Here is a 14,506-nt window from a genome sequence, read left to right on the forward strand (position 1 = left end):
AATGTGAGTCATAAAGTTTGAAGAAAAGATGAATAAGAAGTTTACCGAATATTCGAAGTTTGACCTGTCGGGTGTGAATAAAGAAGTGCTGAAAAAGTGGCAGGATGGCGACATCTTCCATAAAAGCCTTCAGATACGCGAAGGCAAGCCGTCGTTTGTGTTTTATGAAGGGCCTCCTTCAGCCAATGGTATGCCGGGTATTCACCATGTGATCGCACGCTCAATCAAAGATATATTCTGCCGCTACAAGACCATGAAGGGTTTCGAGGTGAAACGCAAAGCGGGTTGGGATACCCATGGGTTGCCTGTGGAGCTGAGTGTGGAAAAGGCATTAGGGATAACCAAAGAGGATATCGGTAAAAAGATTTCGGTGGCCGACTACAACGCCGCCTGCCGGAAGGATGTGATGAAATACACCAAAGAATGGGAAGACCTGACGGAGAAGATGGGCTACTGGGTGGATATGGATGACCCGTATATCACCTATGAGAGCAAATACATCGAGACGTTGTGGTTCCTATTGAAGGAGCTTTACCAAAAAGGACTTTTATATAAAGGATATACCATTCAGCCCTATTCTCCGGCTGCCGGGACGGGGTTGAGCACACACGAATTGAATCAGCCGGGATGTTACCGGGATGTGAAAGATACGACCTGTACGGCGCAATTCTATATTCAGGATCCTAAGCCTGAGATGACGCAGTTTGGCGATCCTTTCTTCCTGGCCTGGACAACGACTCCCTGGACATTGGCCTCCAATACGGCGCTTTGCGTTGGGCCGAACATTACCTACGTGGCTGTTCAGTCTTACAATCCCTATACGGGTATGCCGATCACGGCCGTACTGGCTAAAGACCTGGTGCCTGCTTATTTCAGTGAGAAGGCAGCCGATCTGGCATTGGAAGACTACAAGCAGGGCGACAAACTGGTCCCTTTCAAGGTAGTAGGCGAATGGAAAGGTTCCGAATTGGCCGGCATGCGTTATGAGCAACTGATCCCCTGGGTGAATCCGGGCGAAGGGGCTTTCCGCGTGATCACCGGTGACTTTGTGACGACCGAAGACGGTACGGGTATCGTACATATAGCGCCCACCTTTGGTGCCGACGACGACCGGGTGGCGAAAGCCAACGGTGTGCCTCCCCTTATGATGCTCGACAGAGAGAAGGTGATGCGCCCCATGGTCGATCAGACCGGAAAGTATTACCGCCTGGAAGACCTGGATCCTATCTTTGTACAAAAACATATGAACGCGGCTGACTACGACCCGTTTGCGGGAAGTTTCGTAAAGAACGCGTTTGATAAAAACCTGACCGAAAAAGACGAAACACTGGATGTACGTCTTTGCATGATGCTGAAGGTGCAGAACCGTGTGTTCCGTATCGAAAAGCAGGTGCACAATTATCCGCACTGCTGGCGTACGGATAAGCCGGTGTTATACTATCCGCTGGATAGCTGGTTTATTCGCACCACGGCCTGTCGCGACCGGATGATCGAACTCAACAACACGATCAACTGGAAACCGCAGAGCACCGGAACAGGGCGCTTCGGTAAATGGCTGGAAAACCTGCAGGACTGGAACCTGAGCCGCAGCCGTTATTGGGGTACTCCGCTGCCGATCTGGCGCACGGAAGACGGATTGGAAGAGATCTGTATCGGCTCGGTAGCCGAACTGATGGAAGAGATTCGGAAGTCGATCGATGCGGGTATCATGGAAAATAATCCGTTTGCAGACTTTACCCCCGGTGATTACTCGGAAGAAAACTATAAACGGATCGATCTGCATCGTCCGTATGTGGATGAGATCGTATTAGTTTCAACCAGTGGCAAACCGATGAAACGTGAGGCAGACCTGATCGACGTGTGGTTTGATTCGGGCGCTATGCCTTATGCACAGATTCATTATCCGTTTGAAAATAAAGAGATTCTCGATAATAAAACCGTTTACCCTGCCGACTTTATTGCCGAAGGGGTCGACCAGACACGCGGTTGGTTCTTTACCTTGCATGCACTGGGCACGATGATATTCGACAGCGTAGCTTTCAAAGCGGTGGTGTCCAACGGACTGGTGCTCGATAAGAATGGCAATAAGATGTCGAAACGCCTGGGCAATGCGGTGGATCCGTTCGATACAATCGAAAAGCATGGATCCGATCCGTTGCGTTGGTATATGATTACCAATGCCTCGCCTTGGGACAATCTGAAATTCGACGCGGAAGGAATGGACGAGGTGCGCCGTAAGTTCTTCGGTACGCTTTACAATACCTACTCTTTCTTCGCCCTTTATGCCAATGTGGACGGATTCGACTACTCCGAAGCCGATGTAGCCTGGGAAAAACGGCCGGAGATCGACCGTTGGATCCTCTCTTTGTTGAATTCGCTGGTGAAGGATGTCGATGGCTATTATGACACATACGAGCCGACACGTGCCGGACGGGCTATTTCAACCTTTGTCAACGATCACCTGAGCAACTGGTATGTGCGTCTGAACCGTCGCCGTTTCTGGGGTGGAGGCATGACGGAAGATAAATTGTCGGCCTATCAGACGCTATATAGCTGTCTGGAAACAGTGGCTAAACTGATGGCTCCGATTGCTCCGTTCTATGGCGACCAATTATTCCTCGACCTCGTGGGCGTTACCGGACGCGAGAAGGTAGAATCAGTGCATCTGGCTGATTTTCCGGCTTACGACGAGGCGAAAATCGACAAAGTACTCGAAGAACGTATGCAGATGGCACAGGATATCTCTTCTATGATATTGGCCTTGCGTCGTAAAGTGAATATCAAGGTGCGTCAGCCGCTCCAAACCATTATGGTTCCGGTATTGGATGCGACCCAACAAGAACATATCGAAGCCGTAAAAGCGCTTATCCTCAATGAGGTGAACGTGAAAGAGATGCAGTTTGTTGACAATGCGGCTGGTATTCTGGTGAAGAAGATCAAGCCGGACTTCAAGAAACTGGGACCGCGTTACGGAAAGATTATGAAGAGTCTTGCGGCGGCTATTCAGGCGATGACGCAGGATGATATCAACCTGTTTGAAGCCAAAGGCGCGTTTACCTTACCCGTCGAAGGACAGGAGGCAACCCTGGAGTTGGCGGATGTGGAAATCATCTCCGAAGATATCCCCGGATGGCTGGTGGCCAATGAAGGCCGTTTGACCGTCGCGCTCGATATCACCATTACGGAAGACCTGCGTAAAGAGGGCTTGGCACGCGAATTAGTGAACCGTATTCAGAACCTGCGTAAGAGTAGTGGCTTTGATATTACGGACAAGATTCAGGTGACTCTGCTCTCATCCGAAGAGATGGATGCGGCTGTTCAGGCATTTGGCGATTATATTTCCAATCAGGTATTGGCCGAATCGATCGAGGTTGTTGATGTGATCAGTGACGCTATCGAACTCGATTTTGAAGACTTCCAACTGTCTGTTCGGATAGAAAAGGTATAATAAATACCGCTTGGGTATAGAGAGTCTCGAAAATAGAATTATATTTGTATATAGTAAACAAGTATTGCATATAGAGAAGAAAATTAATTGTTGAACCGAAAACAGTAGAACCATGGCAGAGAAAACAAGATATTCGGATGCTGAACTCGAGGAGTTTCGCGCCATTATATTAGAAAAGTTGGAGAAAGCGAAGAAAGATTATGAATTGTTGCGCTCGGGAGTAACCAATTCCGACGGCAATGATGTGTCAGATACTTCGCCTACTTTCAAAGTATTGGAAGAGGGAGCCGCCACCTTGTCGAAAGAGGAGGCAGGCCGTTTGGCACAGCGTCAGATGAAGTTTATCCAGAATCTGCAGGCCGCTTTGATCCGTATTGAAAACAAAACCTATGGTGTTTGCCGTGAAACCGGTAAGCTGATCCCGAAAGAACGCCTGCGTGCGGTGCCGCATGCCACATTGAGTATTGAGGCAAAGCAGGGTGGAGCAAAGTGAAAATTGATAATTGAAAATTGATAATTGGCAGACCGTTCGTTTAGCGGGTAAGGCAATTGGCAAGGAAGATTTGTCGTAATTGAGATAATTAATGAAAAATTCAACAGGAACTTTTATCAATACACATAAAGGATGGGGAGCAGTGTTTATTGTAATGCTGCTCCTTCTGCTTGACCAGGCGTTGAAGATCTGGGTAAAGACTCACATGGAGCTGCATGAGAGCATCCGGATCACATCGTGGTTCTATATCTACTTCACGGAGAACCCGGGCATGGCATTTGGGATGGAGGTGATGAGTAAATTATTCCTCTCCCTGTTCCGGATCGTAGCGGTGGGATTCATTGGCTATTACCTGTACACACTGGTAAAGAAAGATTTTAAAATGGGCTTTATCGCGACAATAGCCCTTATCTTTGCCGGAGCGATTGGTAATATTGTCGACTCTGTTTTCTACGGAGTGATCTTTGATCATAGCTACGGACAGGTGGCGACACTCTTCCCGGAAGGCGGCGGATATGATACCTGGTTGCATGGAAAAGTGGTCGATATGTTCTATTTCCCGTTGATTGAAACGACCTGGCCCGATTGGATGCCTATCTGGGGAGGCAAGGAGTTTGTCTTCTTCCGTCCGATCTTTAATCTGGCAGACTCGGCCATTTGCGTCGGAGTCTTTATCTTACTCTTGTTTTACCGGCATACCCTGTCGGTAAGTTTGTCGAAAGAAGAAAAAAAGGATGTGGAATAAGCAACACATACTCTTTCATTTTTTTCAGAAAACCCTGCTTTCACACCTGAAAAGTGGAGGTGGGTGTCTCTTTGTATTGTCTTTTTTCTTTTTAGGGCTGGCTTGTAGCAAGGCACCGAGCGGTATTCTCTCGGAGAAAGAGATGCAGCGGGTGCAAACGGATATGATGATTGCCGATGCCCTAACCAATATAAACTATAAAGATTTCTCGAACGATACGGCTAAAATTGCCTTATACGAATCGGTCTTCCGTAAGCATAAGATTACGCAGGCGGTGTATGATAGTTCGCTGGTTTGGTACGGGAAAAACCTCGATATCTATATGAAGATGTACGATCGTATGTTGGCAGATGTCAACCGGCGTATCCGTGATCTGGGTGATATACAGGCAGATGCTGCTCCTACCTCGAACCGTGACTCGGTCAACATCTGGCCTCGCCGCAGCTTTATGGTATTCCAACCTAAAGCCTTGTTCAATGGGGTTACTTTCGATATCAAGCCGGAGCAGAACTATGCTTCGGGCAGCTCCTTTGTGTTGGGTATGCGCGTTTGGGGTATGCCGGACGATATGCGTTCCCATCCGGAACTGCGTATCAGTGTGGTGCAGCGTGATACGATCCTGACCGAGCAGGCAACAATCGAAAAGGACGGCTACTACGAACTGGCCTTATCCTCTATGCCTACCCGCCAGGTGCAACGTGTTTACGGATATGTCTGGCTGAACAATAACGACTCTGCCTATCATAAGATTTATATTGACGGGCTGAAGCTTACGCGTTATAACTACGGCACCACTTTTGAAACCCAGTGGGGCGAAGCCGAATCGACCGAATAACCCCTCTCTCATGCGTCGGATAGCCTCCCATTTTATCTGGTATCGCCATGTCTACACTTTACATTACCTGGAAATTGACGAGCGGGGATGCTTCCGCGGTGTGTATCCTTTATGTGAAGAGATAGCCGGTACCGCCTTCTTCGACGGGGTATTAATCCCTGTTCCTATCGATTTAAAAGAAAATTTCCATCCGGACGAATGGGAAAGTGCCACGGAGAATCTCCGGATAGGTGATCCGGTTCAGGTGATCCGTCTAACCGGTTTAGAGGCTTCGGCGGCGAAACTCGGCGCATACGATGGCCGTTGCCGTTGCCACATTGAGCGACTCTGAGGTGTCTCTGCCGGCAGGAAAGCTGGGGATAAATAGTTTTTCGTTCACCAAGGCCTCTATCTCAGGAGAAATGCCATTCCCTTCATTGCCCATAATAAGGATACCTGTTTCGGTAAGCTCCTTGGTGTAGATATTCTCTCCATCCAACAATGTACCATATAGCGGTATATTCTTCTCCTTTTGCTGCGTAAGCCATTCGACCAGATCGGTATAAACCACCTTGACACGGGCAAGCGCCCCCATGGTAGCCTGCACCACTTTGGGATTAAACACATCCGCCGTGTCAGGACTGCACACAATCGACTCCAGGCCAAACCAATCGGCTATGCGAATGATCGTGCCTAAGTTGCCGGGATCCTGCACCCCATCCAAGGCCAGTACCAACTGACCGGCCGTATCGACCGCTTCGATCGACCAGTCGGGTTGCCGGAAAACAGCAATCACATCCTGCGGGTTCTTCAACAGGCTCGCTTTGCGGATATCCTCTTCATCAGCGTCAAGTAATTCGCGGGCGGGCAGGTCACCCTGCGTCGCCAGCCAGGATGATTTGGCAAGGATAAGTTCCGCTTCGAAAGCAGGCAACATGTCGGCCACCAGTTTGTTTCCTTCGGCCAGAAAAAGCCCCGACTCGTTCCGTTGCTTTTTCTTTTCTAACGATTTGATCTGTTTAACCCTGTTTTTGCTTATCATATTTGCCTGTTTTACGCAGCAAAAGTAGATGAAATTATTTAATTTCAGTACTTTTGCTTTCTAAAAGCAAAGAAAGGATGAAAGGTTTGGTGCGTTTACTTTGTTGCTTGATATTTGCAGCTGTTTTAGCTTCCTGTAGCTCTACTAAATTTGTGAGCGAAGGAGAATATCTGCTTGACAAGGTGCAGATCGATTCCGACAATCCCGACTACAAACCGACCGACCTCAAGCCCTACCTTCGACAACAACCCAATTTTAAGCTCTTCGGATTGGTCAGATGGCAGCTTTATGTCTACAACTGGTCTGGCCGCAACGATAAGAACTGGGTCAACAAACAACTCCGTCGAATCGGTGAAAAACCTGTATTGCTGGATACTACTTTGGTCGAACAGTCGGCGGACGAACTGAGCCGTTTCCTTTACAATAAAGGCTATATCAACGCAGAGGTAAATGCTTCTGTCGATACGTCCCGCCATAAAAAGGCAACCGTTACCTATCATATCACATCCAACGATCCGTATCGCATTCGCCAGTACAATATGGAGCTCGACGATCCGCGCGTCGATAGCATTGCCCATTTGCAGCCACAACACCGCTCGCGCTTGTCCGCAGCCTTCCGCTCCGCACCGGAGGGCCTTACCCCTTTGGTCAAAGAGGGTGCCCTTTTCGACCGCGATCTGCTCGACCAGGAGCGCCAACGCCTGACCACCCTCTTCAGGCGGCATGGCTACTATGCCTTCAACCGCGATCACCTGGCCTATTGGGCCGATAGCTCTTTCCAACAAAATGTGGTGGATATGGGCATGGTGTTGCGCCCATTCAGACGGTATCAACCCGACGGGACATACGTCGATACGCTTCACCGCCCGTTTTATATCCAGGATGTCACGATCCTGACCGACTATAACGCCCTGGATCTCGATGCCGATTCGCGCTTCACGCAGACCGATTCGGTGACAAACGGTAACATACATATACGTTATGGTATTTCGGGCAAGAGCATCCGCCCCGGTGTTTTGCGCAATGCCACCTACTTAGTGCCCGGCCAGATCTATAACGAGCGACAGGTCGAGCAGACCTATTCCGCCTTCTCTTCCTTGCATGCCTTGAAGAATACCAATATCCGCTTTGAGGAATTTGAAGAGAACGATACCCTGAAATTGCATGCCACCATCCTGACATCACCGGCCAAACCGCAGAGTTTCGGGGTCGACCTGGAAGGAACGCATAATGCCGGTGACCTGGGCTTTGCCTCCAGTCTCAGCTATCAACATCGCAACCTCTTCAAGGGTGCCGAAGTGTTTACTGCCCGTATCCGCGGTGCGTACGAATCGCTTTCGGGCAACCGGGGCAGTGGACTCGACAGCTATTGGGAGTATGGAGGAGAGGCCTCCATCCGTTTTCCCAGCTTCCTCTTTCCGTTCATCAGTCATGATTTCAAACGTAAGCTGCGTGCTTCGACAGAATTGAGGGTCAGTTATAACAACCAGAGGCGTCCGGAGTATGAACGGGCGATCGTGTCGGGAGGCTGGAACTATATCTGGCAGGATAGGAGCAATGCACTGGCGCGCCATACCTTCAAACTGTTGGATGTCGATTATGTTTTCCTCTCGCGTGTGCAGAGCTCTTTTATCGATTCCCTGCCGGCTTCCATGGTGTTGTATAATTATTCTGATCAGTTTATCGTTTCCTCCGGCTATACCTACTCGTTCAACAGCTATACGCCGCAGAACCGTATGCGCAATACCCATTCATTGCGTATCTCTTTCGAAGCAGCCGGTAATATATTGTACGGCCTATCTTCTCTTTTGAATGCCGACAAGGACAAAAACGGCCGTTATAAACTGCTTGGTATCAATTATTCTCAATTTGTGAAGGGAGATGTCGATTTCAGCAAGGGAATTATCCTCGACAACCGCAACCGCCTGGCCTTTCATGTGGGAGTAGGAGCCGCCATCCCGTATGGCAATGCCGAGATGATGCCTTTCGAGAGACGTTATTTCTCCGGAGGAGCTAACAGCGTGCGCGGTTGGTCGGTGCGTACCCTGGGGCCGGGAAGTATGCCACGCACATCGGCGACCAATTTTGCTTTGCAGGTGGGGGATATACGTCTCGATCTCAACCTGGAATACCGCACCAAACTGTTCTGGAAGTTTGAACTGGCCTCCTATATCGATGCCGGAAATATATGGACTATTCGCAAATACGAAGACCAGCCGAATGGTAATTTTGAATTCAAACGTTTCTACAAAGAGATAGCCGTCTCTTACGGCTTGGGGCTTCGACTCGACTTCGACTTCTTCTTAGTGCGTTTAGACACGGGAATGAAAGCCTACAACCCGCAAGAACGCGGCGATCGCCAGTGGCCCCTCCTGCATCCAAAACTCAGCAAAGACTTTGCCTGGCACTTTGCTGTGGGTTATCCGTTCTGATCATTTCCTCCTAACTATCCCTTTCCCCTTCCCCTATTCTCTTCTGGGGAATCGGTGTAGCTAAACAGCGACAAGAACCAATTTCTCTTCCAGTAAGGTAAGAAGAGAAAACTTGTACCTGCTGCATATTGTGCCGCGGGAGCCACACAGACACGATGAAGGAATAACGGGCGGAAAGGTTGTTTTCCGGTACGTTGTAAATTAAATAGGGGTAGCTTCGATTATCCTCTTCTTCTTCCAATTCTTCCATTCTTTCAGTAACAACAACGAACGATCCTTTCGGAAAGTTCTCTTGATGGAGTGAATAAGCGATGTTGGTCGTTCCTCCTTCAAGAGTCGGAAAGCCATTGACAGCGGGGGGGAGCTATACGGACTAAAGACACATGGTTTGGAGCCAAATATACATCCTATATGCATCGAAGGATGCCGGCTCAAAAAGCGCTTATTGCTATTGCACGCAAAATACTGATGATCGTATGGCATATTGTATTGCACATAAATGCATATTTACCTATTGAAAAAACCTCTTTTGAGGATCGGATATACCTAAAGTCAGATCAGAAGGGATCCTGGAGTTATTTAATTATAAAGGAAATGTTAAAATATCGATTGTAAGCAAAACGGCCGTTTTGCTTACAAATCCATACGTTAAAAAGTGTTTCTCCCGGGAGTTTGTAAAAAAAGCCCTGCCGGTTCGGAAAAAAAGTCCCGCGTTTTTGACAAAATGATATTTGGCTAAGGCCGATCTTCGATTCGCTTAGCGCAGCGTAAAGCAATTTGATAATCGCTTAACGAGCGAAGCGAAGTGCAAAGCAAAATGATATTTGGCTAAGGCCGATCTTCGATTCGCTTAGCGCAGCGTAAAGCAAAATGATATTTTGGAAATCTTCAAAAAGGGAAGGATTGGAAGATCGTGTTATTGACAATTTTTGGTGACAAAATTTCTCCTCCTTAGCAAAGGAGGAGTACCCGAACGAAGAGAGGGGGAGGTGGTTTGATCATTTATATATTTGTCAACAACATAACATATATAGAGTTACACCAAACCACCTCCCCCCTCGTACCTCGGGGTACTCCTCCTTTGCTAAGGAGGAGAAATTTGGATACTATTTTGTTACTAAAAAACCTTCACATTTTCCCAGATTGGAAGATCAATAGCAATCGCAGAATAGTTACAAGAGGTCACTTTTCTTCCTTTAAGGCAAGAAGAAGAGAAACGTAAAAATCTGAGTTTTAATGGAGGGCAGCCCTTTGTCTTTGCTTATCGGAAGTAGGTGATAACAACATATCCGTTGGAAGATGGCCGTGTTGTATTGGTTGGAAGGGTGAGGCCGGGGTTGGGCGCTTGAGTAGCGACATAATTCTGGCCACCTTTGCCACCGCCGCCGCCTCTGGAGTTTGATCCTCCACCAGCTTTTCCTCTTGCTCCGCCATTTCCTCCGTATAGGTATCCACCGCCACCGCCGCCACCGGCTCCGCCCCACGCGGCAACCCCACTTCCGGTCTCACCATTAGCTCCTGCACTACCATTAGTGTCGCTACTCGCTGTTGTAGCTCCGGCTCCTCCACTATTAGAGGCATTATCCCCATTGTCGGCATTACCATCACCTCCCATGCCACCGCTGCTGCCGGTACCTGTTGAATTTCCACTACCACCACCACTGCCTGCTGCACCGCCGGAGCAAATTAATGTTCCGCTCAATGCGTTAGATGAAAGCACGAATGTAGCTGCTCCGCCTCCTCCTCCTGCTCCGGCATAGTTATAGCCTGAAAGGCCTACCCAACCTCCACTGGCATCACCACCTTTTCCTCCATTCCCATAACTCCAATTATTGGTTCCTCCATTTGCCCCGGTTCCAGATCCTTGATCACCAGAAGCCATACTAGCTCCGGCTGAACCTACATATATAAACAATGGTGTATCTTTCTCTAATTTATATAACCCGGACGCTTTTATCGCTTTTCCTCCATCTCTTTGAGTGTTCGAAGACCTCTCTCCTTTTCCGCCTTTACCTCCATCACCTCCCCAGGCTTCGATATAGTAGTAGCCGGATTTAGAAACCGTAAAACTTGTACCTGCTGCATATTGTGCCGCGGGAGCCAGACGGATCCGGTGAATCTTGCCTCTTTCGAAGTTTACTCCGGAGGTGGTGTATAATGTTTTGTAAGCATTACTGGAGGAGGCCGTAGTGAATGTGAATGTTAATGTTTGTCCGGATAGATCTTTCACGGGCATAGGGATATACACTGCGCTTCCATCGCCTGCGGTAAGGCCGCCATCCGATATATTGACAGTCACGCTGTTGGAACCTCCTGAAAGTGTATAGGTGCTATCCAGCGGATTGTACTGCATAGTGCCATTGATACGGGTTGCATCGCTTGTGCTGCTTCCAACCGTCATGGTAATAGAAGTGACGGCATCCGGCATAAGCCGTACATCCATCTCGATGGCTGCATAGGAGAGGATATGCTCGTAGTCGAAATGCAGTCCGCCCAACTGATAAACAGGGTCTACATCGCCTTCGGGGAAAAATATCTCCGGTTCTTCATTCTTTACAACAGCAACCATGGGTGCATACTTCGCCGGTACAAATGTATTGGACGCGATGGTGTAGGAACTCAGCATCGTGAATTGCAGGGTAGAAGGGAAAGAAGCAGAAGCCAGGCCATTGATGTTATGGGGAAAGAAAGAGTAAAAGTCGAAATGGGTTCCCGCATCCATTAAGTTTTGGTATTGGACTTGAACAAGATCAGTTAGAAAAGTGGTACGCAGGGCAGGCTCCAGATTCATTGCTGTCAGCTCCATATTTTTGAAGCCTGAAACAATATTTACTGGCTCATTCACCTTCGTGACAGACATAACCACTTGATCTCCCTTGTCCCACCAATACTCATACGTATCCAGATTCAACGTGGCACGCGTATCGGGCATTTCCCCTTTTGTCTGGCTGCGTCCTCCGGACACGATGAAGGAATAACGGGCAGAAGGGTTGTTTTCCGGTTTCCCTTTTTCATTATTCTTATAGATACCTTCTTCTTGCGCGCACGACAAGGCACACAAAGCAAGGATAGCCATCCATATTTTCCGTATATATAGGTTTGTCTTCATTACTCAACAGTATTAAAACTCATATATATCCTCTCCATCTTCCGGTGATTCCAGATCTCCGCTTATTACCACATTCAGATACATCCGGCGAGAATCGTCCTGCACATTGGAAACACCGTCCACATAAACGTTTACTCTGTATATACAGTTACGATCGATATCAAAATTACCATACAATGGAGTACTATTTTCGTATCCCTTACCAACAAGCACGTAGGTTTGAAGCACCTCGTTATCTTCAGCATTTCCCTGAAAATTGAATTCAAAGGCGAATTTAGGAGCCTTTGCCTTTCGATCTTTCGCATTCAAATTCGCAACAGTTCCCCTACGGTTCTCGAGACAATAGACTTCAAGGTAATGCCATTCATATCTATTAGGAGGTTGTTCCTCGATGGGGTGGTTAACAACGCGGCGAATATCAGTTAGGGAAGAGCGGTTGTAACCTGCAGTAACAGGCGTAAGGGATTGGGGATAATCATCTTTAGCTCCAATTTCATCAATGGTCGTGTGACGTTCGACGATCCAGGAGTAGGCGGGAAGATTGTTTGAATAGCACGAGAGCAATTCCACACTGGAAAGATTATTTCCCGAAGCATCCACCAGATTGTATATATTAACTTCCATTTTGGAATACAGGCTGCGCAGTTTGAGTGTAACAGTCGTTGTCTGGATTGGATTGTTTAATGTAACTACTGCAAACGGACTGGTTTTGGAACCACTGATCATCGGCATTTTAGTAGGTGCTTTACCTGGTTCTGCCGAAGAGATAAAGTATTTATTGTTAAGGTGAGCTATATTGGTTACATCATCGAAATAGGTCTCCGCCGTATAGTCGTCGGGGCAGTTGGCATCGACGAGGTTAGCGATAACAAATACCCGGTAGGTACCGCCCCTTTTTAAATATACTCTCTCGCCGTCGGTATACTTGATAGTCCGGCGATGAAGCACCTTATCCTCGGTTCCGTCAAACACGATAATGGTAGCGTTTTCAATCGCGGTTAACGAGGGATCGATACCGGCACGTGACACCTGTACCGATCCGTTTAACCCCACCAGTTCGATAGCAACCAGCTCCTCTTCTTCGATCGGCAGCTCCGTCTTACTGCATCCTGCGAAGAGGACCAACAGCAACAAAGCATATATTATATATCGTATCGTTTTCATCTTCATATCTCAAATCTGTTAATCGTATCGCTGATCGAACCACCATTCCTCCGCCTCGGCCGCTTCGAGTCGGATCTCCGCCGTTTCTAATAATTTGAAGGCCAGGTTATATATTTTCCCTGCTAACGGCATGACGCCAGTCTTCTCCGGATCGAAGTCATAAGTAACATACACCGGATTATTCTTACCTCGGATGGAAGTAAATATACTGAACGTATAGGTTTGCGCAGGCATAGCAAGCATATAGCCGAATTCCACCGCTGCGGCCGTAGCGTAGGTAGTAGGTAGTGACAAAGAGCCTGTCACCGGATTACCGTTCGTGTCTTTGGGACGAACTGCCGGGTATTCGGTGGTTAATCCCCGCTCCGCGTCGAAAAGCTCATCATCATATTTACCTGCGTCAGCCTGTTTACCTATATTCAATCCTATTCTCTTTGGCTGATTAATAAGTTTCACGGAGTCGATGGTGCCATAAAGACTTTTCGCCAGTGCGCTCTCGGCAAAGAAATGACACCGCAAGGCGGTGAGCTTGTGCGAAAAGGTCAGTGCCTCAGTGAAGGGATGCTCAATATTTCCTCCTCCCATAGTCGAAGCCATGATGTCCTGACTTCCGTCTACCTCGAAGACTACCGCCGCCCCTAAAACATCATCCCAGATGATGGTTCCATTCTCATCCTCTTCAACGTTTTCAATATCATAGATAGCATGATAGGGATAGAATGCCACCATGTAATAGTAGATCCCCATCTCGTCGTAAAAAACCTGTTGAATGGCATCTCCCTTACGGTTGGTATATTCGATATTTCCCGTCCAAACGGTAGGGCCGGTGGCACCGGCATGAGGATCGGGGGTTATAGGGTCATCGGATGCTTCTTCGGTATAATTTCCAGGTTTGTCGTTTGGGGATTGCCCCCCGAAGAACCCGTAGTCAAGGTAAGTAGTCGGGTCATTCCATTCCGCGACGGTAGGGGGAGTATTATTTTCGTAAGAACCAAACTCTATCGTCACGATCCCTATTTTCAACTGATAGGGCGGGAGCCCGTCGCTGTTTGGAATGGGATGAATCATACCACCGGGATCGTTATACTCGTCATCGGCGCGCGTGGGGATACCCGGAGCCGGCAAAGAACCGCTCAACTCAACACGTGCCTTTTCGGGTCTCTTTGTCGGAATGGGTGTATCTTCCTCATCGTTGCATCCAAAGAGCAGCGTCAGGCAGCATAAGGCGATTATATAGAGCGTTTGTCTCATATCCAATT

Annotated in this window: 10 protein-coding genes; 6 read left to right on the forward strand and 4 right to left on the reverse strand. The window is 48.2% G+C overall.

Annotation, left to right across the window (positions count from 1 at the left end; translation table 11 throughout):
• The first annotated feature begins 28 nt into the window (after window positions 1–28).
• From ileS to M2137_RS11340, 5 genes are all read left to right on the forward strand, one after another.
• Window positions 29–3,448, forward strand: a complete 3,420-nt coding sequence (ileS, locus tag M2137_RS11320; protein WP_280766555.1) for an isoleucine--tRNA ligase — start codon at window positions 29–31, stop codon at window positions 3,446–3,448.
• Window positions 3,449–3,560: 112 nt separating this feature from the next.
• Window positions 3,561–3,941: a TraR/DksA C4-type zinc finger protein gene (locus M2137_RS11325; protein WP_280766556.1), complete on the forward strand. Its 381-nt coding sequence runs from the start codon at window positions 3,561–3,563 to the stop codon at window positions 3,939–3,941.
• A 115-nt stretch (window positions 3,942–4,056) separates the two neighbouring features.
• The gene (locus M2137_RS11330) at window positions 4,057–4,686 is read left to right on the forward strand and encodes a lipoprotein signal peptidase (protein WP_280766600.1); all 630 of its coding nucleotides are present in this window, start codon (window positions 4,057–4,059) and stop codon (window positions 4,684–4,686) included.
• On the forward strand, window positions 4,676–5,521 hold the full coding sequence (locus M2137_RS11335; RefSeq protein WP_280766557.1) for a DUF4296 domain-containing protein: 846 nt from the start codon (window positions 4,676–4,678) through the stop codon (window positions 5,519–5,521). The genes M2137_RS11330 and M2137_RS11335 overlap by 11 nt, the downstream gene beginning before the upstream one ends.
• A 10-nt stretch (window positions 5,522–5,531) precedes the next feature.
• Window positions 5,532–5,852 (forward strand): hypothetical protein, encoded by a 321-nt coding sequence (locus tag M2137_RS11340; protein WP_280766558.1) that lies wholly within the window; start codon window positions 5,532–5,534, stop codon window positions 5,850–5,852.
• Here M2137_RS11340 and M2137_RS11345 read toward each other — a convergent pair.
• Entirely contained in the window at window positions 5,784–6,542 is a 759-nt protein-coding gene (locus M2137_RS11345) for an RNA methyltransferase (RefSeq protein WP_280766559.1), read from the reverse strand. The two genes, M2137_RS11340 and M2137_RS11345, sit on opposite strands and share 69 nt — an antisense overlap.
• A gap of 77 nt (window positions 6,543–6,619) precedes the next feature.
• Here M2137_RS11345 and M2137_RS11350 point away from each other — a divergent pair, with 77 nt between their 5' ends.
• Window positions 6,620–8,974, forward strand: coding sequence for a BamA/TamA family outer membrane protein (locus M2137_RS11350; protein WP_280766560.1), 2,355 nt, complete (start codon window positions 6,620–6,622; stop codon window positions 8,972–8,974).
• Between the two features lie 1,261 nt (window positions 8,975–10,235).
• Here M2137_RS11350 and M2137_RS11355 read toward each other — a convergent pair.
• Genes M2137_RS11355 through M2137_RS11365 form a run of 3 tightly spaced genes read right to left on the reverse strand, consistent with a single transcriptional unit; the run spans window position 10,236 to window position 14,498 of the window.
• Window positions 10,236–12,083 (reverse strand): hypothetical protein, encoded by a 1,848-nt coding sequence (locus tag M2137_RS11355; RefSeq protein WP_280766561.1) that lies wholly within the window; start codon window positions 12,081–12,083, stop codon window positions 10,236–10,238.
• 12 nt (window positions 12,084–12,095) lie between these two features.
• Window positions 12,096–13,247, reverse strand: coding sequence for a hypothetical protein (locus tag M2137_RS11360; protein ID WP_280766562.1), 1,152 nt, complete (start codon window positions 13,245–13,247; stop codon window positions 12,096–12,098).
• Window positions 13,248–13,265: 18 nt separating this feature from the next.
• The gene (locus M2137_RS11365; RefSeq protein WP_280766563.1) at window positions 13,266–14,498 is read right to left on the reverse strand and encodes a hypothetical protein; all 1,233 of its coding nucleotides are present in this window, start codon (window positions 14,496–14,498) and stop codon (window positions 13,266–13,268) included.
• Between the last annotated feature and the right edge of the window lie 8 nt (window positions 14,499–14,506).

Origin of the sequence: Parabacteroides sp. PFB2-10 (assembly GCF_029893085.1) — a bacterium.
In the GTDB taxonomy this organism is placed as follows: domain Bacteria; phylum Bacteroidota; class Bacteroidia; order Bacteroidales; family Tannerellaceae; genus QVMG01.